The organism is Pseudomonas sp. RIT-PI-o, from assembly GCF_001297215.1.
GTDB lineage: Bacteria > Pseudomonadota > Gammaproteobacteria > Pseudomonadales > Pseudomonadaceae > Aquipseudomonas > Aquipseudomonas moraviensis_A.
This window is the reverse complement of record NZ_LHPA01000009.1, coordinates 83,622-105,392: the sequence shown is the minus strand read 5'-3', so window position 1 is coordinate 105,392 and position 21,771 is coordinate 83,622. Positions and strand designations below refer to the sequence as shown.

Below are 21,771 nucleotides of genomic sequence, written 5' to 3'. Positions count from 1 at the left end.
CGCGCCGCACGACCTGAACCGACACGCAATCCAGCGTGAGTGTCTGATCGACGTGCGCGTCCGTGAGCGCGCCGTGCGTGGGAGATGATTGATGTCCGCCGCTACTGCCACCGAAAGCGCCGCAACTGCCGCGCCACAAGTTTTCGAAATTCGTCCATTCAGCGTTGCCGTCGGCGCCGAGATCGTTGGCCTCGACCTCAGCCGACCGGTCAACGAGCAGGACTTCGCGCGCATTCACCGCGCGCACCTGGATCACCACGTCGTGGTCTTTCGCGATCAGCAGATCACCCCGCAACAGCAAATCGATTTCAGCCGTCGCTTCGGCGTGTTGCAGATCCATGTGCTCAAGCAGTTCCTGCTGGCCAATCACCCGGAAATTCTCATCGTTTCCAACATCATCGAGAACGGCCAGAACATCGGTCTAGGTGACGCCGGCAAGTTCTGGCATTCCGATCTTTCCTATAAAGAGCTGCCAAGTCTCGGCTCGATGCTGCACGCCCAAGAGCTGCCCTCCGAGGGCGGCGACACGCTGTTTGCCGACATGCACAAAGCCTGGGACAACCTGCCCGCTGCGTTGCGCAACGCGGTCGAAGGGCGTTCCGCCGCGCATTCCTACACCGCGCGCTACAGCGAAACCAAATTCGAAGGCAACTGGCGCCCGACCCTGACCCCGGAACAACTGGCCCAAGTCGCTGAAGTGGTGCACCCGGTAGTACGCACTCATCCGGAAAACGGTCGCAAGGCGCTGTTCGTCAGCGAAGGCTTCACCACGCGCATCGTCGGCCTCCCGGAGGACGAAAGTCGCCAGCTGCTCGCCGAACTCTTCGCCCACAGCGTGCTGCCGCAAAACATCTACCGCCATCAGTGGGAACCCCACGATCTGGTGTTCTGGGACAACCGTTCGCTGATCCACCTCGCCGCCGGCTGCCCCGCGCATCTGCGCCGCAAGCTGTATCGCACGACCATTCAGGGCGACGCGCCTTTCTGATTTGCCGGAGATCGACCATGAACGCCCCTTTGCCAGGCCACGCGGCCAGCAACCCGATCGCCCACAGCGAAGCGTTGTTGGCCGTCGATCACGTCAGCCTCGAATACCGCACGCCGCAACGCGTGGTGCGCGCCACTCACCAGGTCAGTTTCGCCGTCGATCCGGCGGATCGTTTCGTCCTGCTCGGCCCGTCCGGCTGTGGCAAATCCACCCTGCTCAAAGCGGTCGCCGGGTTCATCCAGCCCTGCGAAGGCGAGATCCGCCTGCAAGGTCAACGCGTCGACGCACCGGGGCCGGACCGCATTGTGGTGTTCCAGGAATTCGACCAGTTGCCGCCGTGGAAAACCGTGAAGCAGAACGTGATGTTCCCGTTGCTGGCCTCGCGCACCTTGAACAAGAAGGACGCGGAAGAACGCGCGCTGCACTATCTGGAAAAGGTCGGCCTGGCGGCGTTCGCCGACGCCTATCCGCACACCTTGTCCGGCGGCATGAAAGCGCGGGTGGCGATCGCCCGGGCGTTGGCCATGCAGCCGAAAATCCTTTTGATGGATGAACCCTTCGCTGCACTCGATGCGCTGACCCGCCGCAAGATGCAGGAGGAATTGCTGCTGCTCTGGGAAGAGGTGCGCTTCACCCTGTTGTTCGTCACCCACTCGATCGAAGAGGCGTTGGTGGTGGGCAATCGCATCCTGTTGCTGTCGCCGCATCCGGGGCGGGTGCGCGCCGAAGTGCACAGCCATCAATACGATCTGCACAGCCTCGGTGGCGTGGCGTTTCAGGAATCGGCGCGGCGCATTCATCGTCTGCTGTTCGATGAAGGCCAGGCGCCGGAGACCGAACGTGAGCATGACTTCAACGACATTCGCATCGCCTATTGAGCGGCCAGGAGGACTACCCGATGAGCCATTCATCATCCGTGCGTGAAGAATTCGAAACCGTGCTCGAGCCGCTGACCGCAGTGCCGGTCGAGCGCGAATTGCCGCTCGGCACGCGCCTGTGGCAACAGGGCTGGCTGCGCAAAAGCCTGATCCTGATCGTGCTGGCGATTATCTGGGAAGTGGTCGCGCGGATTCAGAACAACGACCTGATGCTGCCGAGCTTTTTGCAAACCGCACAGGCCTTGTTTGACGGTGTGCTCAGTGGCGAGCTGCTGGCCAAGGTGTGGATATCTTTGGTGGTGCTGATCAAGGGCTACCTGATCGGCATCGTTCTCGCGTTCGCCCTGACGACATTGGCGGTCTCGACCCAGTTGGGGCGTGATTTGCTCAGTACGATGACCTCGATGTTCAACCCGTTGCCGGCGATTGCCCTGCTGCCGCTGGCGTTGTTGTGGTTCGGGTTGGGGCAGAACAGCCTGATCTTCGTGCTGGTGCATTCGGTGTTGTGGGCGTTGGCGCTGAACACTTATGCCGGATTTCTCGGCGTCTCCGAGACGCTGCGCATGGCCGGGCGCAATTATGGTTTGAAGGGCTTGCGCCTGGTCTTGTTCATCCTGATCCCGGCGGCGCTGCCGTCGATTCTCGCGGGTCTGAAAATTGGCTGGGCGTTCGCCTGGCGCACGTTGATTGCCGCCGAACTGGTGTTTGGCGCGACCAGTGGCAAGGGCGGGCTGGGCTGGTACATCTTTCAGAATCGCAATGAGCTGTACACCGACAAGGTGTTTGCCGGATTGACGGTGGTGATCCTGATTGGCTTGCTGGTGGAGAATCTGGTGTTCGATACCCTCGAGCGTGTGACCGTCAAGCGTTGGGGTATGCAACGTTAACAATGGTATGCCGGCTGGCCCAATCGCGAGCAGGCTCACCCCTACATTTGAAATGCGTTCCCCTGTAGGAGTGAGCCTGCTCGCGATAGCTTTTTCAAAGGCTCCGCCACTCTTGAGTATGTTTGCTAGCATTGCGCACAGATCAATCCAGATCAGCCAAGAGTGCTCAGCATGCAACTCCCGGACATGAACCTTCTGGTCGCCCTCGATGCCTTGCTCGACGAGGGCAGTGTGGTCGGTGCGGCGCGGCGGATGAACCTCAGCCCGGCGGCCATGAGCCGCACGCTGACGCGGATCCGCGAAGCCATCGGCGATCCGATTCTGGTCCGCGCCGGGCGCGGTCTGGTGCCGACACCCAAAGCTCTTGAGCTGCGCGAACAGGTACGCGACGTGGTCGAGCAGGCGGCGCTGCTGTTCCGCTCCGCCGACAGCGTCGAGCTGGGCACCTTGCGCCGGCGTTTCAGCATCCGTGCCAATGATTTCTTCGTCGGCGTCTACGGCGGCAAGCTGTTCGACACCCTCGACCAGCTCGCCCCGCATTGCGAATTACGCTTCGTCCCGGAAGGTGACGGCGACGATGAGGCGCTGCGCGAAGGCCGCATCGATCTGAGCGTCAGCAATACCCGTCCGCTCACGCCGGAAGTGAAAGTGCAGAACCTGTTCTCCACCCACTTCGTCGGCCTGGTGCGCGAGCACCATCCGTTGCTCGATGGCGAAATCACTGCCGAACGCTACGCCGGGTTTTCCCACATCAGCATGTCGCGCCGGGGCATTGCTCGCGGCCCGATCGATACGGCGCTGAACGCGCTGGGGCTGGAGCGCCGGGTGGCGGTCATCGCGCCGAGTTTTCATGCGGCGATGTTTGCCTTGCCTGACTCCGACCTGATCCTGCCGGTGCCCAAAGAGGCCCTGCTCAGCGTACGGCGGCTGGGGCTGAAACTGCGCTCGTTCGACCTGCCGATTCCGCTGCCGATGCTGATGCTGACCCAGGCCTGGCACCCGCGCTTCGACAAGGACCCGGCCCACCGCTGGCTGCGCGAAACCCTCAAGACCTGCTGCGATGAAACGTGGCTGGCCGCACAGCCATAATCTCGAATTGCGCACAAATCCCCTGTAGGAGTGAGCCTGCTCGCGATAGCGGTGTATCAGTTGATATGGTTGGAGTCTGACACAACACTATCGCGAGCAGGCTCACTCCTACAGGGGATAATCGTTGTGTCTGATGCACTTATAACCTGCCGATAAGTCAATTTTCGTCAGCATCAAGCCCCACTAAAATGCTCCGGTATTTTCACCCCCGGAGTTTTCATTCATGACATCCCTGACGGTCACGGCGCCGCTTGCCGCGACCAGCCCGGCGACGGCGGCTGCGCCACCGGTGTTCGGGGCGCGGATCATCATTGGTCTGGTCGGCGTGCTGTTGGCCGTGCTGGTCTCGGGCCTCAACGAGATGGTCACCAAAGTCGCACTCGCTGATATTCGCGGTGCGCTGCACATCGGTTACGACGAAGGCACCTGGCTCGTCGCCAGTTACACCGCCACGTCGGTCGCGGCCATGGCCTTTGCGCCGTGGTGCTCGGTGACCTTCTCGCTGCGCCGTTTCACCCTCTGCGCCATCGGCCTGTTTACCCTGCTTGGCGTGCTGTGCCCGTTCGCCCCGAATTACGAAAGTCTGTTGTTGATGCGCATCCTTCAGGGCTTGGCCGGCGGCGCGCTGCCGCCGATGCTGATGACCGTCGCGCTGCGCTTTCTCCCGGCGAACATCAAACTCTACGGACTGGCCGGCTACGCCTTGACCGCGACGTTCGGTCCGGGACTCGGCACGCCGCTGGCCGGTCTTTGGACCGAATACGTCGGCTGGCAATGGACCTTCTGGCAGATCATCGTGCCGTGCCTGATCGCCATGGCTGCCGTGGCCTACGGCTTGCCGCAGGATCCGCTGCGGCTGGAGCGGCTCAAGTCATTCAACTGGAAAGGCTTGCTGCTGGGCTTTCCGGCGATCTGCATGTTGGTCATCGGCCTGTTGCAGGGCAATCGGCTGGACTGGTTCGAATCAAGTTTGATCTGCGCCTTGCTCGGTGCCGGTTCGCTGCTGCTGGTGGCTTTTCTGATCAATGAATGGTCGCAGCCGATTCCGTTTTTCAAGCTGCAGATGCTCGGCATCCGCAACCTGATGTTCGCGTTGATCACCCTCGCCGGCGTGCTGATCGTGCTGTTGGCGGTGGTGCTGATTCCGTCGAGTTATCTGGCGCAGGTGCAGGGTTATCGTCCGGCGCAAACCGCGCCGATCATGCTCATCGCCGCGTTGCCGCAGTTGATCGCGCTGCCGCTGGTGGCGGCGTTGTGCAATTTACGCTGGGTCGACTGCCGTTGGGTGCTTGGCATTGGTCTTGGCATGCTCGTGCTGTCCTGCCTGGGCGGTTCGCACCTGACGTCGCAGTGGATCCGCGACGATTTCTACGTCCTGCAATGGCTGCAGATTTTCGGCCAGCCGATGGCGGTGTTGCCGCTGCTGATGTTGTCGACCGGCAGTATCTCGCCGATGGAAGGGCCTTTCGCGTCAGCGTGGTTCAACACCGTCAAGGGGCTGGCAGCAGTGGTTGCTACCGGCGTGATCGAAGCGCTGACCACCTCGCGCCTGCATTTCCATTCGACCATGTTGGTCGACAGCCTCGGCAATTCACCGCTGGCCGATCACAGCGATCCGGGCCTCGCTCACCGCCTGCACGAGCAGGCGGTGGTGCTGACTTCGTCCGACCTCTACGTGTGCATGGCTGGCGTCGCCGTGGCGTTGATCCTGCTGATTTTCTGGCTGCCGACGCGGATTTATCCACCGCGCGCGCCGACCTGATCGCTGCACTGAAACTGAAGGTTTTTTTATGACTCAATCCAAGCAAAAACTCGCGGTAGCCGTGGCTGCCGCATTGGCGGTGGGCGTGCTGGTGTACCTGGCGATGCCAGGACTGTTCGGAAACCGCACCGAGCAAACCACCAACGACGCGTTCGTCTCCGCCGACTACACGCTGGTGGTGCCGCGCGTGGCCGGCTTCATCAAACAGGTGCTGGTCGAAGACAACCAACAGGTCAAGGCCGGGCAGTTGCTGGCGTTGATCGATGACCGCGATTTGCGCGCCGCAGCGGAAGCGGCGGATGCGCAAACCCTGGTCGCGCGGGCGCAGTTGCAGAACGCCAACGCGACCCTGGAACGGCAGGCTTCGCTGATTGCTCAGGCGCAGGCTGCAGTGGTCTCGGCCAAAGCGCAAATGGCTTTCGCGCAGCAGGAACTGAACCGCTACAACCACCTCGCCGGGGTCGGCGCCGGCACCGTGCAGAACGCGCAACAGGCACGCACGCGCATCGATCAGGCCTCGGCACGCCTCGACACCGCGACGGCGAAGCTGGCGGCCGAACGCAAGCAGGTCGAAATCCTCACTGCCCAGCGCAACGCTGCCGAAGGCACTCTGAAACACGCGCAGGCGGCGCTGGAAATCGCCAGTTTCAACCTGTCGTACACGCGCATCACCGCGCCGCAGGACGGCATGATCGGCGAACGTGCAGTGCGTGTCGGCGCCTACGTCACGCCGGGTAGCAAACTGCTGGCGGTGGTGCCGTTGCAGCAGGCGTATGTGGTTGCCAATTTTCAGGAAACCCAATTGACCGACGTGCAGCCGGGGCAGGATGTGCAGGTACGGGTCGACAGCCTGGGCGGCGAAGCGCTGAGCGGTCGCGTTGAGAGCATCGCCCCGGCGACCGGTGTGACCTTCGCGGCGGTGAAACCGGATAACGCGACGGGCAACTTCACCAAAGTGGGGCAGCGGATTCCGGTGAAGATCGTGCTGGAGCCGGGCCAGCCATTGGCCGAGCGCTTGCGGGTGGGGATGTCGGGCGGGGCGAGTATTGATACCGCCAGCTCAAAAGCTTCCAAGCGTGAGGTGACGCAGCGATGATCGGTGTTGAATCGGCTGTCGCCTTCGCGAGCAGGCTCGCTCCTACATTTTGTAATGCGTTCCCCCTGTGGGAGCGAGCCTGCTCGCGAAAACGCCAGTGGCAGCAACTCACCCTGAGTACCTTGCTTGCAGTCAGCCTCGGCGCTTGCACCGTCGGCCCGGACTTCCAGAAGCCCGCAGCCACTCAACCCGCCGACTGGGCCAAACCCGCCCAGTCCGCCCCGAGCCAGGCCGTCAACGAACCGCTGAACGAACGCTGGTGGGAAACCTTCCAGGACCCGCAGCTCTCCGCGCTCACTCAGCGCGCGCTCAACAGCAACCTCGACCTCAAACTGGCCAGCAGCCGCCTGCAACAAAGTCGCGCCGCGCGCCAGGTGATCACCGCCGAGCGTTATCCGAACAGCGCCGCCACCGGCAGCTACGCACGCAAACGCAACAGCGGCAAGGGTCTGAACGATCCATCTGGGAATAACGGCGATTCGGCCTTCAACCTGTGGGACGCCGGTTTCTCGGCTTCATGGGAGCTGGATTTCTGGGGCCGCGTGCGTCGTGAAACCGAGGCCGCGGATGCCAACCTCGAAGTGGCGGAAAACGATCGTCGCGGTGTGCTGCTGGCCGTACTGGCCGACACCGCGCAAAACTACATTCAGCTGCGCGGGGTGCAGAGCACCCGTGCCGTCACCGAGCAGAACCTCGACGTCGCCCGGCACAGCCTGAAACTTTCGCAGCTGCGTTTGGCCGATGGCGTGGCGACCGATCTCGACGTCGCCGAGGCCGCCGCGCAAGTCGCCGCCATCGAAGCACGACTGCCAGCGCTCGAGCAGCGTCAGGCGCAACTGATCAACGCGATCAGTCTGTTGATGGGCGAACCGCCGCAAGCCCTCGCTCGCGAGTTGTCCACAGACGCGGCGGTTCCGCAGTCGCCTCTGCAAGTCGCCATCGGCCTGCCGTCGGAATTGGCCGAACGCCGCCCGGATATCCGCCAGGCCGAAGCGCGTCTGCACGCCGCCACCGCCAACATCGGCGTGGCCCAGGGCGATTTCTATCCGCGCATCACCCTGTCCGGCAACCTCGGATCGCAGGCCCTGCAACTCAGCGATTTCGGTTCATGGGGCTCGCGCGCCTTTGGCATCGGCCCGCAATTCAGCTTGCCGCTGTTCGACGGCGGACGTTTGCGCGGCATGCTGCAGCTGCGCGAAGCCCAACAACAGGAAGCGGCCATCGCCTACCAGCAGACCGTTCTGCGCGCCTGGCATGAAATTGACGATCAACTGACCGCGTACAACGCCAGCCAGCGCCGTCGCGACAGCCTCGCCGAAGCCGTGCGCCAGAACCAGATCGCCCTGCGCACCGCGCAGCAGCAGTACGTCGAGGGTGTGGTCGATTTCGTCAACGTCCTCACCGTGCAGAGCGCCTTGCTCGCCACGCAGGAACAATGGGTGGAAAGCTCAACCGGCGTTTCCCTGGCAATGGTCGGCTTGTACAAGGCGCTGGGCGGCGGATGGCAGTCGGTCTATCCGGCAGCGCAACTGGCCGCAGGTTCGCCGGACGTCGCCAGGCCCTGAACCCACAGCGACAGCTATGATCAACTCCACTGCAGCAAACGGCGTGACGCCGGACCTGAGTTCCAGAGGAGTTGCATCATGGAAAATCCGCAGCACAGCCTACCGGCCCTGTTCAAACAACTCGGCCTCCCTCACGACGCGATCAGCATCGATCAGTTCATCGCCAGCCATTCCCCGCTCAAGCCGGATTTGCATCTGGCCGACGCGTTTTTCTGGACGGAAAGTCAGGCGCAGTTTCTGCGCGAGGAGATTCTGGATGATGCGGATTGGGCGGAGGTGGTGGATCAGTTGAATTTGATATTGCGGAAGAAAGCATAAATAGACCAAAATCACGTCCTAATTTGAGGTCCTTATTATGCAAAGTGTTCTTGCCGATATGGCTGTCAGTGTCTCTGAACTAAAGAAAAATCCTACTGCCGTGTTGAACGGTGCACATGGGGGGGCCGTCGCTGTCCTCAACCACAATCGCGTCATGGGTTATATGGTGCCGGCCGAGGTTTACGAAGCGATGATGGAGCGGCTTGATGATCTTGAGCTGGCTGACATCGTTCGTTCGCGCCTCCACGAAACGCCCATTTCGGTAAGCCTGGATGACTTATAAGCTTGAGTTTCTGCCGTCTGCGCACAAAGAGTGGAACAAGCTGGGTCATACGTTGCGGGAGCAGTTCAAAAAGAAGCTGGGTGAGAGGCTGAAGCTTCCCAGAATCCCGGCTGACGCCCTCCACAGCATGCCCGACTGCTACAAAATCAAACTCAAAGCCTCGGGATATCGATTGGTTTACCAAGTCATCGACGAACGAGTCGTGGTTTCCGTGCTAGCGGTTGGCAAGCGCGAACGCAGCACCGTTTACGATGCTGCCAAGAACCGTTGAACGAGCCCCCGCTTTATTCAAGTGGCCGATGTTTGTCGATGAGATTCTTGAGTGACCGGGCTGGGCCATCAAAGTGTGGGATCAGTTTGATGTATCGTCTGGCATGAGGCGCAGCATGTAAAAAAAATTGCGCGAAAAGGCTCAGATGTAAAAAAAACCTCCTTACTGTAAAAAAAATTTCGTTCTGTCACTCGCATTAGATTTTTTCTACGAAAAATTGCGAATCCAACTTGTGGACGCCTCGGCCAAGCGTGGAGAGATTTGTTTCAAAACTTGACTGAAATTCCCCACCAATGCGATATTGATAGTTAGCAAACTAACAGTGTCCGTTATCCCGTGTCCGATTCCCTCGACAGTCTCCAGATGAACATCAGCAGCGCCATGGTGGTGGCCGCCCGGCATTGGCGGAAGATCTGCCAGACCACGCTGGTCAATTACGGAATTTCCGAAGCCTGCGCCGTGCCCTTGTTGATGATCGGGCGTTTGGGCGAGGGCGTGCGCCAGGTGCAAGTCGCACAAGCGGCGGGGATGGAGAGTCCGTCGCTGGTGCGCTTGCTCGATCAGCTGTGCCATGCCGGTTACGTCTGCCGCACTGAGGATGCCCAGGATCGTCGCGCCAAGTGCCTGAGCCTGACCGACACCGGTCGCGAGCTGGTGCAGGCGGTGGAGGCCGAGCTGGTGCGCTTGCGCCACGAAGTGCTGGAAGGCATCGAGCGCAGCGATCTGGAAGCTACGCTTCGGGTACTCAGGGCTTTTGAGGCGGCGAGTTCGCCTGTGGTGGTCAATTCTTGAACGGTTTTTTCACTGGCATGCCGCCGGCCCGTGACTGGTTTTACGGGGTACGTACTTTTGCCGCGTCGATGATTGCGCTGTACATCGCCTTGCTCATGCAAATGCCGCGTCCGTATTGGGCGATGGCCACGGTGTACATCGTCTCCAGCCCGTTTCTCGGCCCGACCAGTTCCAAGGCTCTATACCGGGCAGCGGGCACTTTTCTCGGCGCGGCGGCGGCAGTGCTGTTCGTGCCGATGTTCGTGCAAAGCCCCTACGTGCTGGTGGTGGTCATTGCCTTGTGGACCGGCATTCTGCTGTTCATGTCCCTGCATTTGCGCACGGCCAACAGCTATGCACTGATGCTGGCCGGCTACACCTTGCCGTTGATTGCCTTGCCGGTGGTGGATAATCCGCTGGCGGTGTGGGACGTGGCCGAGGCACGTACCGAAGAGATTTTCCTTGGCATCGCCGTTGCTGCGGTGGTCGGTGCGATGTTCTGGCCGCGCCGGCTGGCGCCGGTGTTCAACGATGCGGTAAGCAAGTGGTTCGCCGATGCGACGAGCTACAGCCTGAAGTTTCTCAGTCGCGATGTGCAGCCGGAAGAAGTCACCGCGCTGCGCATGGCCATGGTCGCCAATTTCAACAGCCTTGAATTGATGATCGGCCAGTTGCCCCACGAAGGCGCGCGGCCACAAACCGTGCGCAACACCAAGGAGCTGCGCGGACGGATGATTCACCTGCTGCCGGTGATCGATGCGCTTGAGGATTCGCTATACGCCCTGGAACGGCGCACCCCTGAGCTGGTGGAAAAATTCCAGCCGTTGCTCGCAGCCACCCGTGAATGGCTGAGCCATGCGGATGCCGATCTCGCGCGCTGGCAAGCACTGCGCGATCAGCTCGACGCGTTGCAACCGAGTGCCGAAGCGCTGGAGGAGCGCAAACAGTTGCTGTTCTCCAATGCGATCTACCGCCTCGGTGAATTCGTCGATCTGTGGCAGGACTGCCGCAGCCTGCAGGATGCGATCCTGTGCGAGCGCCAGGACAGCTGGCGCGCCGTGTACCGGCACTGGCGCCTCGGCCGGTTGACGCCGTTCATCGATCGCGGGCTGATGCTGTACTCGGTGGCCTCGACCATTCTGGCGATCATCGTCGCTTCGGTGTTGTGGATTCTGCTCGGCTGGCCGGATGGCGGCAGTGCGGTGATTCTGGCGGCGGTGGCGTGCAGCTTCTTCGCCTCGATGGACGACCCGGCCCCGCAGATTTACCGATTCTTTTTCTGGACCGGGATGTCGGTGCTGTTCGCCAGTCTTTACCTGTTTCTGATTCTGCCCAACCTGCACGATTTCCCCATGCTGGTGCTGGCGTTTGCCGTGCCGTTCATTTGCATCGGCACCCTGACGGTGCAGCCGCGTTTCTACCTCGGCATGCTGCTGACGCTGGTCAATACCTCGTCGTTCATCAGCATTCAGGGTGCCTACGACGCGGACTTTTTTGCCTTCGCCAACTCCAACCTCGCCGGGCCACTGGGGCTGTTGTTCGCTTTTATCTGGACGCTGGTGGCGCGGCCGTTCGGTGCCGAGCTGGCGGCCAAGCGCCTGACTCGATTCAGTTGGAAAGACATCGTCAGCATGACCGAACCGGCCAGCCTCGCCGAGCATCGGCAACTGGGCGTGCAGTTGCTTGATCGGCTGATGCAGCACCTGCCGCGCCTGGCCCTGACCGGTCAGGACACCGGCATTGCCATGCGCGAAGTGCGCGTCGGTCTGAATATGCTGGATTTGCTTGCCTACACGCCGCGCGTCACTGGCGTGCCAAACGTCTTGTTGCGACAAGTGGTGGCCGAGGTTGGCGAGTATTTCCGCGCCTGCCTCAAAGCCGACGAACGCCTGCCGGCGCCGAGCGGTCTGCTGATGACCCTTGATCGCACCCGCCGTGCGCTGAACGGCGAGGGCGACGATGAAACCCGTCTGCACCTGTTGCACGCCTTGAGTGGTTTGCGTCTGGCCTTGCTGCCCGGCGTCGAATTCGTCTCCAGCGCCGAGCCCGAAGAACCGCTGCCCGATGGAGCGCCCCTATGATCGGTGATCTGGATATCAGCGGCATTTTCCTGCCGACCCTGCTGGTGCTGATGGGCATTACCTATGTGTTGTTTCTGTTGGTGCATGGCGTGCTGCAGCGCCTGCACTTTTACCGTCTGGTCTGGCACCGGGCATTGTTCAACGTGGCGCTCTACGCCGTGCTGCTGTACGGCGTGGACTCACTCAGTCGATACCTGATGACATGAAAAAACCGTTTCTGACTATCGGTCGCGTGGTCCTGACCCTGCTGATCGTGACTTTTGCCGTTGTCCTCGTCTGGCGCATGGTGATGTATTACATGTTCGCGCCGTGGACCCGCGACGGCCACATTCGTGCCGACATCATCCAGATCGCCCCTGACGTGTCCGGGTTGATCCAGCAGGTCGAAGTGAAGGACAACCAGTTGATCAAGCGTGGCCAGGTGCTGTTCAGTATCGATCAGGACCGCTTCAAACTGGCCCTGCGCCAGGCCAAGGCCGCCGTCGCTGATCGCCAGGAAACCCTCGCCCAGGCGCAGCGTGAAGCCAAGCGTAACCGTGGCCTCGGCAACCTGGTGCCGGCCGAGCAACTGGAAGAGAGCCAGTCGCGGGTGGCCCGTGCGCAATCGGCGCTGGCCGAAGCGTTGGTGGCGGTCGACAGTGCGCAGCTCAACCTCGATCGCTCGGTGATCCGCAGCCCGGTCGACGGTTACGTCAACGACCGCGCGCCGCGTCCGCAGGAGTTCGTCACCGCCGGGCGCCCGGTATTGTCGGTGGTCGACAGCAATTCCTTCCACATCGACGGCTATTTTGAAGAAACCAAACTCGACGGCATTCACGTCGGGCAGTCGGTGGATATCCGCGTGATCGGCGACCGCGCACGGTTGCGCGGGCATGTCGAAAGCATCGTCGCCGGCATCGAAGACCGTGATCGCACCAGTGGCAGCAACCTGCTGCCGAACGTCAACCCGGCGTTCAGTTGGGTGCGCCTGGCGCAGCGGATTCCGGTGCGCATCGCCTTCGATGATGTGCCGGCCGACTTCCGCATGATTGCCGGGCGTACCGCCACTGTGTCGATCATCGACGATCAACCCCGGGAGCCGCAGCCATGAGCAAGGCCTGGTTGATCGCCGGGTTGGGTGTGATGCTCTCGGCCTGCCAGATGGTCGGCCCGGATTATCAGGTGCCCGCCGACGCGGCAGCGCAGCGCAAGGATATCCAGGGCGAGCTGGCAATCGCTGGCAAACCGGTGGTTTCGGCGCCGGTGCCGGCCGACTGGTGGCGACTGTATAAAGACCCGCGCCTCGATCAACTGGTGCAGCAGGCCATGGCGTCCAACACCGATCTGCGTGTAGCGGCGGCGAACCTGTCGCGGGCGCGCGCTCAGGTGGATGAAGCGGAGGCCGCTGGCGGTTGGAGTGGCGGCGTGAAAATGGGCGCCCAGCGTCTGCAGGAATCCGGTCAGGCGTTCCTGCTGCCGGAGAAAGTGCCGGTGGATAACGTCGGCGACATCGGCATCAGCGCTTCGTATCAGTTCGACTTGTGGGGCACTCTGCAGCGCGGCATCGAAGCGGCCAAAGCCAATGCCGATGCGACCCAGGCCGCTGCCGATACCGCTCGCATCACGCTGGTGGCGGACGTGGTTCGCGCTTACACCCAGGTCTGCGCCGCCAATGAAGAGCGGGAAATCGCCGAGCATTCTCTCGATCTGCAATCGCAGAGCACTTCACTGATCCAGCGTCTGCGTGACGCCGGGCGTGGCGATGAAACCCAGGTCACCCGCTCGCAGACACAATTCAAATCCCTGCGCGCCGACTTGCCGCGTTATGAAGCGGCGCGTCAGGCCGGGCTGTTCCGTTTGTCGATGCTGCTGGCCAAACCGGTCGAGCAATTGCCGGCGGGCACGGCCAGTTGCGCCGAGTTGCCGAAGATCGCTCAACGGCTGCCGGTGGGGGACGGTGCTGCGCTGCTCAAGCGTCGCCCGGATATTCGTCAGGCTGAACGCCGTCTCGCGGCGGCAACGGCGGGCATCGGTATCGCCACCGGTGAGCTGTACCCGGACATCAGCATCGGCGCGACGATTGGCACCGTCGGTCTCATCGACGATCTGGGTGACCCTTCGACCAACCGCTGGGGTTTCGGCCCGTCGCTGAGCTGGAAGGTGCCGACCAACGGCGCCCGTGCGCGCATTCGTGAGGCCGAGGCCAACACTCAGGGCGCGCTGGCGCATTTCGACGGTGTGGTGCTCAACGCCATCCGCGAGACCCAGACCGGTCTGGCCCAGTACAGCGCGTTGTTGCAGCGCCGCGATGCACTGGCCGAAGCCGAGCAGTCGGCGAAGCTCGCCGCCGAGCAGACGCACCGCTTCTTCCAGGCCGGCCGCGAGTCGTTCCTCGCCGATCTGCAAGCGACCCGCACCTACACCGATGTCACCGCGCAACTGGCCGCCGCGAACACCCAGGTCGCGATGAGCCAGATCGATTTGTTCCTCGCCCTGGGCGGTGGCTGGGAAAGCGGACGAACGAACACCTCGGGCGCCAGCAAACCCTGAGGCCGTTGCTATGCTTTGAAGTGTTGGAGGGGCGCCCCATGCCAAGCGCTCCTGCAATGCACATTGCTCGTGCTGGCCCAGGGGAAACCAATAATGAAAAACCCTTACGCTCTCGGCTTCTGGTGCGCTCTGGTCGCACTGGTGCTGCTCTCGGCCACATATTTCTACGGGATCATGCTGGCCCACCAGATTGACACGGCAATGGTTTTTCTCGACAGCGCCGTTGCGCTGATCGCGGTGATGGCGATCGTCGTCGTCGCCTGGACCTCGATTCAGCTGCAGCGGGTCAAGAAGCGTCAGCTCGAGCGCGGCAAGATGCTCGTGCTGATCTGGGACACCAAAGTCGCCCTGCGCCGGGTCGAAACCGTGTTCGACCGCTACTTCTGGGGCAGTTACTGGCAGCCCGGGCGAACCTTCGCCGAAGTCATGGGCGAACTCACCGGCACGCCGCTGGAAAAAAGCCTCGAAGCTCTGAAGAAGCAATGCCTGGAACTCGACAAGCAGATCGCCGATGACGGCTGGCACTGGCTGAACAATGCTCGCGAGCTGTCAGATGTCGCCACGGCCATGGCCCGCGAACGCTATCAGCTGGATTTCTGCGATGTACGGATGGAGGCGCCAGGCGGGGCGGTGATCGATCGAGACTTCGAAGTGCTGGTGTACACCTGGACCGCGCGGCTGAAGAGCTTCGATCATCAGCTGGATGAAATTGAAGTCCAATATTCCTGATTTGTTGTGAATCCTCCGGCACTATCGCGAGCAGGCTCACTCCTACATTTGGAATGCGTTCCCCCTGTAGGAGTGAGCCTGCTCGCGATAGCGTCCTTCCAGACACTGAAACTCTTCAACCCTGTCAGCGGTCCATTCCCCCCACAGACACTCTTTAACCTGTAAACAGTGGGCCGTCCCCCGCGCCCGGTGCTAATCTCCACCGCTTATTGCGCACAGTCGAGCCGCGACCCGATCCCGGGTTCAAGGAAGACGACTTCATCCACAGCCACGGAAATCGATCAGGTCATTCATGAATAAATCAGCAGGCGTGCTCCTCGGAATCGTTGTTGCCATCGGCGCGATCAGCGCAGGCGGGGCCTGGTACACCGGGACCAAGATCGAAGGCGTACTGAACAACGCCGTGACCAACGCCAACAAAGAGCTGCAGACCGCCATGGCCGGCTCCAACGGCACGGCATCGCTGGAGCTGGTGTCGCTGGAACGCCACACCTTCACCAGCACCGCGCACTATCGCCTCAAGGGCGAAGGCGAGATGTTCGGTGATGCGCCGGTCGAGCTGCTGTTCGTCGACCATATCGAACACGGCCCGTTGCCGTTCTCCCGTCTGGTTTCGCTGAAGTGGCTGCCGGTCATGGCCACCAGCAACTATGAACTGGAAAAGAGCCCGTCCACAGAAAAATGGTTCGCCGCCACCAATGGCGCCGCGCCGCTCAAGGGCGTGACCAACATCGGCTACGACGAATCGACCACCAGTACTCTGAGCCTGGTGCCGTTCGAAACCGCGCTGGATGAACAATCGAGCCTGAAGTTCTCCGGGCTGAGCATGGACATCGCCGCCAGCGCCCAGGCGCAGAAGGTCAAGGCCGACGGCTACATGGACAATCTGAAACTGGTCACCGTGTCTGAAGACCAGGCGCCGGTGCAGATCGAGCTCAACGGCCTGACCCTGGCCAGCAACCTCGCCAAGAGCACCTACGGTTACTACACCGGGGAAAACACCCTGGAAGTGACCAGCAGCAAAACCACCTTCGGCGCCAAACCGATGGTGCTGGGGGTGAAGAACTTCGAAATGAAGAACCGCACCGAAGAAAGCGGCAGCAACGCCTCGGGCCGTGCCGATTACAAAATCGGCGAAGTGACGCTCAACGACAAGAAAGTCGGTTCGGCAGCCATGGCCATGAGCTTGAAGAACCTCGACATTCCTTCGACCATGTCGCTGATGCAGATCTACCAGACCAAATTGCAGCCGTACGAAAAAGCCGCCGCCGAAGCCGCCGCACAGGGCCTGCCGGCACCGGAGCTGAACCTGACCGAAGCGGAAAACGCCCAGGTCAAAGCCGACCTGCAGAAGCTGCTGGCCGCCGGCCCGCAACTGGCGCTGGAGAACCTTTCGTTCAACACCGCCAACGGTGAAAGCCGCGCCAATCTGGTGATCGACCTGACCAAACCGCAATCGATGGACCTGCCACCGGATCAACTGGGCAAGCAGCTGATTGCGCTGCTCGACCTGAACATTCAAGTGTCCAAGCCGATGCTGGTCGATCTGCTCAGCGTGCAGGCGCAACTCGATGGCCAGACTGACGCCAAAGCCATCGTCGATCAGTCCAGGGAAGCGGCGGACATGTTCGCCGGCATGGCGGTCGGCTCGCAATTGGCCGTCGTCGACGGCACCAACGTGGTGACAAAGCTGCATTACGCGGCCAATCAGGTCGAATTCAACGGCCAGAAAATGACCGTCGAACAGTTCATCGGCTTCCTGATGAGCAAGTTCGCCGGCGTCACCCAAGTGCAATAAATCCACCGCGCGCCACCCGGACGCCCGGCCCCTGTGTGAACAGGCGCCGGGCGTTTTGCTGTACGAGTTTTGTACAGAAGAGCCGATTCTGAACAATTATTGCGATGTGAAAATTCGCTCTCGCTTGCGTGCAGACTGCCTCACCAAGCTTGGCCGAAGGCTGTCTTCTCGGCCACCGTTACGAATGGGCAAGGAGGGCATTGCGACCCGGCTGGCCATGTAAGGATGCTGACGAATGCCGCGTATTGATGGTCCTGTAGTACATCGTGGTTTGCGCCCTTTGTTCCGATTCGCCCTCTGCAGCCAGTTGCTCTGGCCGCTGCTGGCGTTGGCCGACACACCCTATGATGAAATGGTCCGCGATGCTCGCGCCGGGCACTACACGCCCGCGTTGACGGTGTTGCGTCAGGTGCCGCCGGGCCAGGCCAGCGACGGCCAGATCAGTGATCACCTGCAAATCGCCAGTTGGGCCGGGCTCGATGCCGAAGTGGTCAAGGTCTATGAAACCCAGGGCCGCGACCGCGTCCTGCCGGTTCAGGCGCTGACCGCCGCTGCGCGTGCCTATCGCAACCTCAAGCGCTGGGACCAGGCCGCCCAGGTCTATAACCAGGCGCTGGCGCTGGAGCCGGACAACGCCGACCTGCAATTGGGTCTGGCGCTGACCCAGGCCGATTCCGGCAAGCCCGATCAGGCCGTCACCCGTGCCCAGGCGCTGGTCGCCGCCAAACCCGAGGATCCGTCACGCCGCCTGGCCTTGGGCTATGCCCTCGGCCGCGCCGGCAAGCAGTACGACGCTCTCTTTGAATACGATCAGGCGTTTATCCGCGCCGGCAACAAACCGGAAGTCGCCCGCGAGTACGTGGTCGCGCTGCAAAAGGCCCGTCTGCCTGAACCGGCGCTGCGCCTGGCCAGTCAGCGCCCCGGTCTGATTGATCCGGTGACCTTGCGCCGTCTCGAAGGCGATCTCGCCGCCGAACGTGTGCGCCTCGCCGAACTCGCCACCCGCAGCGAACAGGAACGCTACGTCATCGCTGACCGCGCGCTGGCCGATTACGACAAACTGCTCGCGACCTGGACGCCTGACGCCACTGCCCATGACGACGTGACGCGCTGGCGCATCGACCGCATGGGGGCGCTCAAGGCCCGGGCGCGCACCGCCGACGTCATCAGCGAATATCAAAAGCTGCAGGCCGAGGGCGTGCAGATTCCGACCTACGCCCTGCGTTGGGTGGCGGCGTCTTATCTCGATCAGCGTGAGCCGGAGATCGCCACCGATCTGTATCGCCAGGTGCTTTCAGCGCCTGACGCCGATGTCGGTGATCGTCTCGAAGACACCACTGCGCTGTACTACTCGCTGCTGGAAAGCGATCGCGCCGACGAGGCGCGCAAGGTCGCCGAAGACGCGGCGAAAGCCCAGCGTCCGCGCGTCGAACTCAAGGGTCTGCCGATCGGCAATCCCAACGATGAGTGGATGGACGCCCAGCAACTCGCGGCGCAGGCCGGCACTTACAGTTCCGACCTGCCCCACGGCGAAGAGCGTTTGCAGACTCTCATCGAGCAAGCGCCAGGCAATCTCGGCTTGCGTCTGGCCCAGGCCGATCTCTACCTCGCCCGCCAGATGCCGCGCCGCGCGGAAAGCCAGCTCAAGGAAGCCGAGAGCGCGGCACCGCGCGACGCGGGCCTGGAGGTCGCTCAGGCACGCACCGCGATGGAGTTGCAGGAGTGGCGGCATAACGATGCGCTGGTCGATGACGTGGTCGCGCGTTATCCGGACAACCGCCAGGTGCAGCGACTGGCCCGCGAGCGCGAAGTGCATGACATGGCCGAACTGCGCGTCGAAGCCTACGGCGGCAAGGCCAATGGTGGCGGCAGTGGCGATGCCGGTGCGGTCAGCGGCAGCCGTGATTTCGGCATCCAGAGCACGTTGTACAGCCCGCCGATCAACGAAGACTGGCGCGTGTTCGCCGGCGCCGGTTATGCCACCGGTGATTTCGCCGAAGGGACTGGCCACCATCGCTTCCAACGGGTCGGCCTGGAACGGCGTACCCGTGACATGACCCTCGAAGCCGAAGTGTCGAATCACGATTACGGCTTTGGTGACAAACAGGGCGCGCGCCTGGCGATCGCCCGCGACATCAACGATCACTGGCAGTACGGCGGCAGCCTCGAATACCTCTCGGCGGAAACACCGCTGCGCGCACTCAACAGCGACATCAAGGCCAATGGCGGCAGCGCATTCCTGCGCTGGCGCGCCAACGAAAGCCGCGAGTGGCGCGTCTCGGTCAGCCCGTCGCACTTCAGCGATGGCAACAACCGCGTCGAAGCGTTGGTGACCGGACGTGAAGGTATCTACAGCGCGCCGAACATCCAGGTCGATGCTGGTCTGGAAGTCGGCACCAGCCACAACTCGAAATCCGATGACGTGCCGTACTTCAACCCCAAGTCGGACTTCAGCGTGATGCCGCTGGTCAACGTCAACCACGTGCTCTACCACCGTTACGAAACTTCCTGGAGCCAGCAATTCCAGGCCGGCGCCGGCACCTACAGCCAGCGCGACCACGGCACCGGCGGCATGGCGTTGCTCGGTTACGGCCAACGGTACGCCTGGAACGACGTGTTCGATGTGGGCGGCATGTTCAGTGTGATCAACCGGCCTTACGACGGCGATCGGGAAACTGATCTGCGTCTGCTCGTCGACCTCACTTTCCGCTTCTAGAAGAGTTTGAAGATGCCTTTTATCTCGCGTTTCATCCTTTTGCTGGGAGCGCTGCTGATCAGCGCCTGCGCCCAGCAGGCCCCGGCTTTCGCGCCGCCCTCCGAGCGCCCGGTCGCGGCCAGTGAACAACCGTGGCCAAAAAACCATGTGCTCGGCATCGCCTATCACGACGTTGAGGACCGTGATCCCGATCAGGCCGTGGTGGCAGTGCGCACCGAACGCATGATCGAGCAACTCGCCTGGCTGCGTGAAAACGGCTACAAACCGGTTACCGTCGACCAGATCATGGCCGCACGCAAGGGTGGCCCGCAGCTGCCGGCGAAAGCGGTGCTGCTCAGCTTCGACGACGGTTATGCCAGCTTCTATACCCGCGTCTTGCCGGTGTTGCGCGCCTACAACTGGCACGCTTTGCTGGCGCCGGTCGGCACCTGGATCGACACACCGCTGAATCAGCCGGTGGACTTTGCCGGCACGCCGCGCAAGCGTTCGGACTTTCTGACCTGGGAGCAGGTCCGCGAAATTTCCAGGTCGGGGCTGGTGGAGATCGCCGCCCATACCGACGCCAGCCACAAAGGCATCCTCGCCAACCCGCAGGGCAACTTGCAGCCGGCCGCTGCGACCCGGCGCTATGACCCCGTGACCAAGCGCTACGAGTCCGAAGCCGATTTCCAGGCACGCATTCGTGCCGACGTGAAGACTATTTCCGAGAAGATCCGCCGGGTTACCGGTTACAAACCGCGGGTCTGGGTCTGGCCGTACGGCGCTGCTGACGGCACGTCGCTGAGCGTGGTTGGCGAGGAGGGCTATGAAATGGCCCTGACCCTGGACGACGGCCTCGACACCCTCGACAACCTGATGAGCGGGCCACGCTTCCTCGTTACCTCCGACCCTGACGGCGAGCATTTTGCCAACAGCATCGTCGCGGTGCAGGAAGAGTTGGCGATGCGCGTGGTGCATGTCGATCTGGATAACGTCTACGATCCGGACCCGGCGCAACAGGACATCAACCTCGGCAAACTGGTGCAGCGCATTTCTGACCTGGGCCCCACCACGGTGTTTCTGCAAGCTTTTGCCGATCCCAAGGGCGATGGTCTGGTGCACTCGCTGTACTTCCCCAACCGCCACTTGCCGGTGCGCGCCGACCTGTTCGACCGCGTCGCCTGGCAACTGCGCACCCGCGCTCATGTGAAGGTCTATGCATGGATGCCGGTGCTGAGTTTCGAGCTCGATTCGAAGCTGCCGCGGGTGACCCGCTGGGACCCGAAGACCGCCATCACGTCGGTCGACCCAAAGCAGTACAAACGCCTCTCACCGTTCAATCCCGAAGTGCGGAAAGCCATTGGTGAAATCTACGAGGACCTGGCGAGTCTGACCTCGATCGACGGCGTTCTCTACCATGACGACGCAGTGCTGTCGGACTTCGAAGATGCCAGCCCGGATGCCTTGAAGGCCTACGCTGCACATGGGTTGCCCGGCTCGATTGCCGCGCTGCGCGACGACCCGGCGGCGATGCAACGCTGGACCCGCTTCAAGAGCCGCTACCTGATCGACTTCACCAACGAACTGACCGCCAGGGTCCGCGCCATTCGCGGCCCGCAGGTGCTGACCGCGCGCAACATCTTTGCCGAGCCGATGCTCAATCCCGAGAGCGAAGCGTGGTTCGCACAGAATCTCGACGATTTCCTCGCCACCTACGACTGGACGGCGCCGATGGCCATGCCTTTGATGGAAAAACAGACCCGGGCCGAGTCCGGGCCGTGGCTGGAAACCTTGGTGGCCACGGTTAAAAAACGTCCCGGTGCGCTCAATCGCACGGTGTTCGAATTGCAGGCGCGTGACTGGAACCAGAAGGATCAGGCCGACATCGATGCCGCACAACTGGCGGACTGGATGGGCCGGCTCAAGCGCCAGGGCGCGACCAGTTTCGGTTACTACCCGGACAACTTCCTCGACAACCTGCCGGACCTGAAAACCGTAAGGCCTGCACTCTCCAACAAATGGAATCCATAA

General features: G+C 62.0%; 19 protein-coding genes. All 19 read left to right on the top strand.

The genetic code is table 11. The features are described from left to right. Positions 1-91: 91 nt before the first annotated feature. The 19 genes from AEQ63_RS02505 to pgaB all read left to right on the top strand — a co-directional run bounded on the left by AEQ63_RS02505 (position 92) and on the right by pgaB (position 21,771). A complete protein-coding gene (locus AEQ63_RS02505; RefSeq protein ID WP_064361659.1) occupies positions 92-988 on the top strand; it encodes a TauD/TfdA dioxygenase family protein in 897 nt (298 codons plus the stop codon). A gap of 17 nt (positions 989-1,005) precedes the next feature. Continuing rightward, positions 1,006-1,866, top strand: coding sequence for an ABC transporter ATP-binding protein (locus tag AEQ63_RS02500; protein WP_042610147.1), 861 nt, complete (start codon positions 1,006-1,008; stop codon positions 1,864-1,866). 20 nt (positions 1,867-1,886) lie between these two features. Further along, positions 1,887-2,753, top strand: a complete 867-nt coding sequence (locus tag AEQ63_RS02495; RefSeq protein WP_064361658.1) for an ABC transporter permease — start codon at positions 1,887-1,889, stop codon at positions 2,751-2,753. 171 nt (positions 2,754-2,924) lie between these two features. Then, a complete protein-coding gene (locus AEQ63_RS02490) occupies positions 2,925-3,842 on the top strand; it encodes a LysR family transcriptional regulator (RefSeq protein WP_064361657.1) in 918 nt (305 codons plus the stop codon). 223 nt (positions 3,843-4,065) lie between these two features. Next, positions 4,066-5,604: an MFS transporter gene (locus tag AEQ63_RS02485; RefSeq protein ID WP_064361656.1), complete on the top strand. Its 1,539-nt coding sequence runs from the start codon at positions 4,066-4,068 to the stop codon at positions 5,602-5,604. A gap of 28 nt (positions 5,605-5,632) precedes the next feature. After that, on the top strand, positions 5,633-6,700 hold the full coding sequence (locus AEQ63_RS02480; RefSeq protein WP_064361655.1) for an HlyD family secretion protein: 1,068 nt from the start codon (positions 5,633-5,635) through the stop codon (positions 6,698-6,700). Continuing rightward, entirely contained in the window at positions 6,697-8,265 is a 1,569-nt protein-coding gene (locus AEQ63_RS02475) for an efflux transporter outer membrane subunit (protein ID WP_177330583.1), read from the top strand. The genes AEQ63_RS02480 and AEQ63_RS02475 overlap by 4 nt, the downstream gene beginning before the upstream one ends. Positions 8,266-8,343: 78 nt before the next feature. Continuing rightward, on the top strand, positions 8,344-8,583 hold the full coding sequence (locus AEQ63_RS02470; protein ID WP_064361654.1) for a DUF2789 domain-containing protein: 240 nt from the start codon (positions 8,344-8,346) through the stop codon (positions 8,581-8,583). Between the two features lie 37 nt (positions 8,584-8,620). Beyond that, positions 8,621-8,866: a type II toxin-antitoxin system Phd/YefM family antitoxin gene (locus AEQ63_RS02465; RefSeq protein WP_041477418.1), complete on the top strand. Its 246-nt coding sequence runs from the start codon at positions 8,621-8,623 to the stop codon at positions 8,864-8,866. Continuing rightward, entirely contained in the window at positions 8,856-9,137 is a 282-nt protein-coding gene (locus AEQ63_RS02460; protein WP_064361653.1) for a type II toxin-antitoxin system RelE family toxin, read from the top strand. The genes AEQ63_RS02465 and AEQ63_RS02460 overlap by 11 nt, the downstream gene beginning before the upstream one ends. Before the next feature lie 363 nt (positions 9,138-9,500). Further along, positions 9,501-9,929 carry a MarR family winged helix-turn-helix transcriptional regulator gene (locus AEQ63_RS02455; protein WP_016772266.1) on the top strand — a complete coding sequence of 143 codons (429 nt, stop codon included), beginning with the start codon at positions 9,501-9,503 and terminating at the stop codon, positions 9,927-9,929. Further along, on the top strand, positions 9,926-11,989 hold the full coding sequence (locus AEQ63_RS02450; protein ID WP_064361652.1) for an FUSC family protein: 2,064 nt from the start codon (positions 9,926-9,928) through the stop codon (positions 11,987-11,989). The genes AEQ63_RS02455 and AEQ63_RS02450 overlap by 4 nt, the downstream gene beginning before the upstream one ends. Continuing rightward, a complete protein-coding gene (locus AEQ63_RS02445) occupies positions 11,986-12,195 on the top strand; it encodes a DUF1656 domain-containing protein (protein ID WP_016772264.1) in 210 nt (69 codons plus the stop codon). The genes AEQ63_RS02450 and AEQ63_RS02445 overlap by 4 nt, the downstream gene beginning before the upstream one ends. Further along, entirely contained in the window at positions 12,192-13,079 is an 888-nt protein-coding gene (locus AEQ63_RS02440) for an efflux RND transporter periplasmic adaptor subunit (RefSeq protein WP_064361651.1), read from the top strand. The genes AEQ63_RS02445 and AEQ63_RS02440 overlap by 4 nt, the downstream gene beginning before the upstream one ends. Further along, positions 13,076-14,518 carry an efflux transporter outer membrane subunit gene (locus AEQ63_RS02435; protein ID WP_064361650.1) on the top strand — a complete coding sequence of 481 codons (1,443 nt, stop codon included), beginning with the start codon at positions 13,076-13,078 and terminating at the stop codon, positions 14,516-14,518. The genes AEQ63_RS02440 and AEQ63_RS02435 overlap by 4 nt, the downstream gene beginning before the upstream one ends. Before the next feature lie 93 nt (positions 14,519-14,611). Continuing rightward, entirely contained in the window at positions 14,612-15,247 is a 636-nt protein-coding gene (locus AEQ63_RS02430; protein WP_064361649.1) for a hypothetical protein, read from the top strand. A 292-nt stretch (positions 15,248-15,539) separates the two neighbouring features. Next, entirely contained in the window at positions 15,540-17,045 is a 1,506-nt protein-coding gene (locus AEQ63_RS02425) for a YdgA family protein (protein WP_064361648.1), read from the top strand. Positions 17,046-17,280: 235 nt separating this feature from the next. Beyond that, positions 17,281-19,761 (top strand): poly-beta-1,6 N-acetyl-D-glucosamine export porin PgaA, encoded by a 2,481-nt coding sequence (gene pgaA / locus AEQ63_RS02420; RefSeq protein WP_064361647.1) that lies wholly within the window; start codon positions 17,281-17,283, stop codon positions 19,759-19,761. A 12-nt stretch (positions 19,762-19,773) separates the two neighbouring features. Beyond that, positions 19,774-21,771, top strand: coding sequence for a poly-beta-1,6-N-acetyl-D-glucosamine N-deacetylase PgaB (pgaB, locus tag AEQ63_RS02415; RefSeq protein WP_064361646.1), 1,998 nt, complete (start codon positions 19,774-19,776; stop codon positions 21,769-21,771).

Coding starts and splice junctions, on each gene's coding strand:
- AEQ63_RS02505 (WP_064361659.1), top strand. CDS start 92: ATGTCCGCCGCTACTGCCACCGAAAGCGCCGCAACTGCCGCGCCACAA.
- AEQ63_RS02500 (WP_042610147.1), top strand. CDS start 1,006: ATGAACGCCCCTTTGCCAGGCCACGCGGCCAGCAACCCGATCGCCCAC.
- AEQ63_RS02495 (WP_064361658.1), top strand. CDS start 1,887: ATGAGCCATTCATCATCCGTGCGTGAAGAATTCGAAACCGTGCTCGAG.
- AEQ63_RS02490 (WP_064361657.1), top strand. CDS start 2,925: ATGCAACTCCCGGACATGAACCTTCTGGTCGCCCTCGATGCCTTGCTC.
- AEQ63_RS02485 (WP_064361656.1), top strand. CDS start 4,066: ATGACATCCCTGACGGTCACGGCGCCGCTTGCCGCGACCAGCCCGGCG.
- AEQ63_RS02480 (WP_064361655.1), top strand. CDS start 5,633: ATGACTCAATCCAAGCAAAAACTCGCGGTAGCCGTGGCTGCCGCATTG.
- AEQ63_RS02475 (WP_177330583.1), top strand. CDS start 6,697: ATGATCGGTGTTGAATCGGCTGTCGCCTTCGCGAGCAGGCTCGCTCCT.
- AEQ63_RS02470 (WP_064361654.1), top strand. CDS start 8,344: ATGGAAAATCCGCAGCACAGCCTACCGGCCCTGTTCAAACAACTCGGC.
- AEQ63_RS02465 (WP_041477418.1), top strand. CDS start 8,621: ATGCAAAGTGTTCTTGCCGATATGGCTGTCAGTGTCTCTGAACTAAAG.
- AEQ63_RS02460 (WP_064361653.1), top strand. CDS start 8,856: ATGACTTATAAGCTTGAGTTTCTGCCGTCTGCGCACAAAGAGTGGAAC.
- AEQ63_RS02455 (WP_016772266.1), top strand. CDS start 9,501: ATGAACATCAGCAGCGCCATGGTGGTGGCCGCCCGGCATTGGCGGAAG.
- AEQ63_RS02445 (WP_016772264.1), top strand. CDS start 11,986: ATGATCGGTGATCTGGATATCAGCGGCATTTTCCTGCCGACCCTGCTG.
- AEQ63_RS02440 (WP_064361651.1), top strand. CDS start 12,192: ATGAAAAAACCGTTTCTGACTATCGGTCGCGTGGTCCTGACCCTGCTG.
- AEQ63_RS02435 (WP_064361650.1), top strand. CDS start 13,076: ATGAGCAAGGCCTGGTTGATCGCCGGGTTGGGTGTGATGCTCTCGGCC.
- AEQ63_RS02430 (WP_064361649.1), top strand. CDS start 14,612: ATGAAAAACCCTTACGCTCTCGGCTTCTGGTGCGCTCTGGTCGCACTG.
- AEQ63_RS02425 (WP_064361648.1), top strand. CDS start 15,540: ATGAATAAATCAGCAGGCGTGCTCCTCGGAATCGTTGTTGCCATCGGC.
- pgaA (WP_064361647.1), top strand. CDS start 17,281: ATGCCGCGTATTGATGGTCCTGTAGTACATCGTGGTTTGCGCCCTTTG.
- pgaB (WP_064361646.1), top strand. CDS start 19,774: ATGCCTTTTATCTCGCGTTTCATCCTTTTGCTGGGAGCGCTGCTGATC.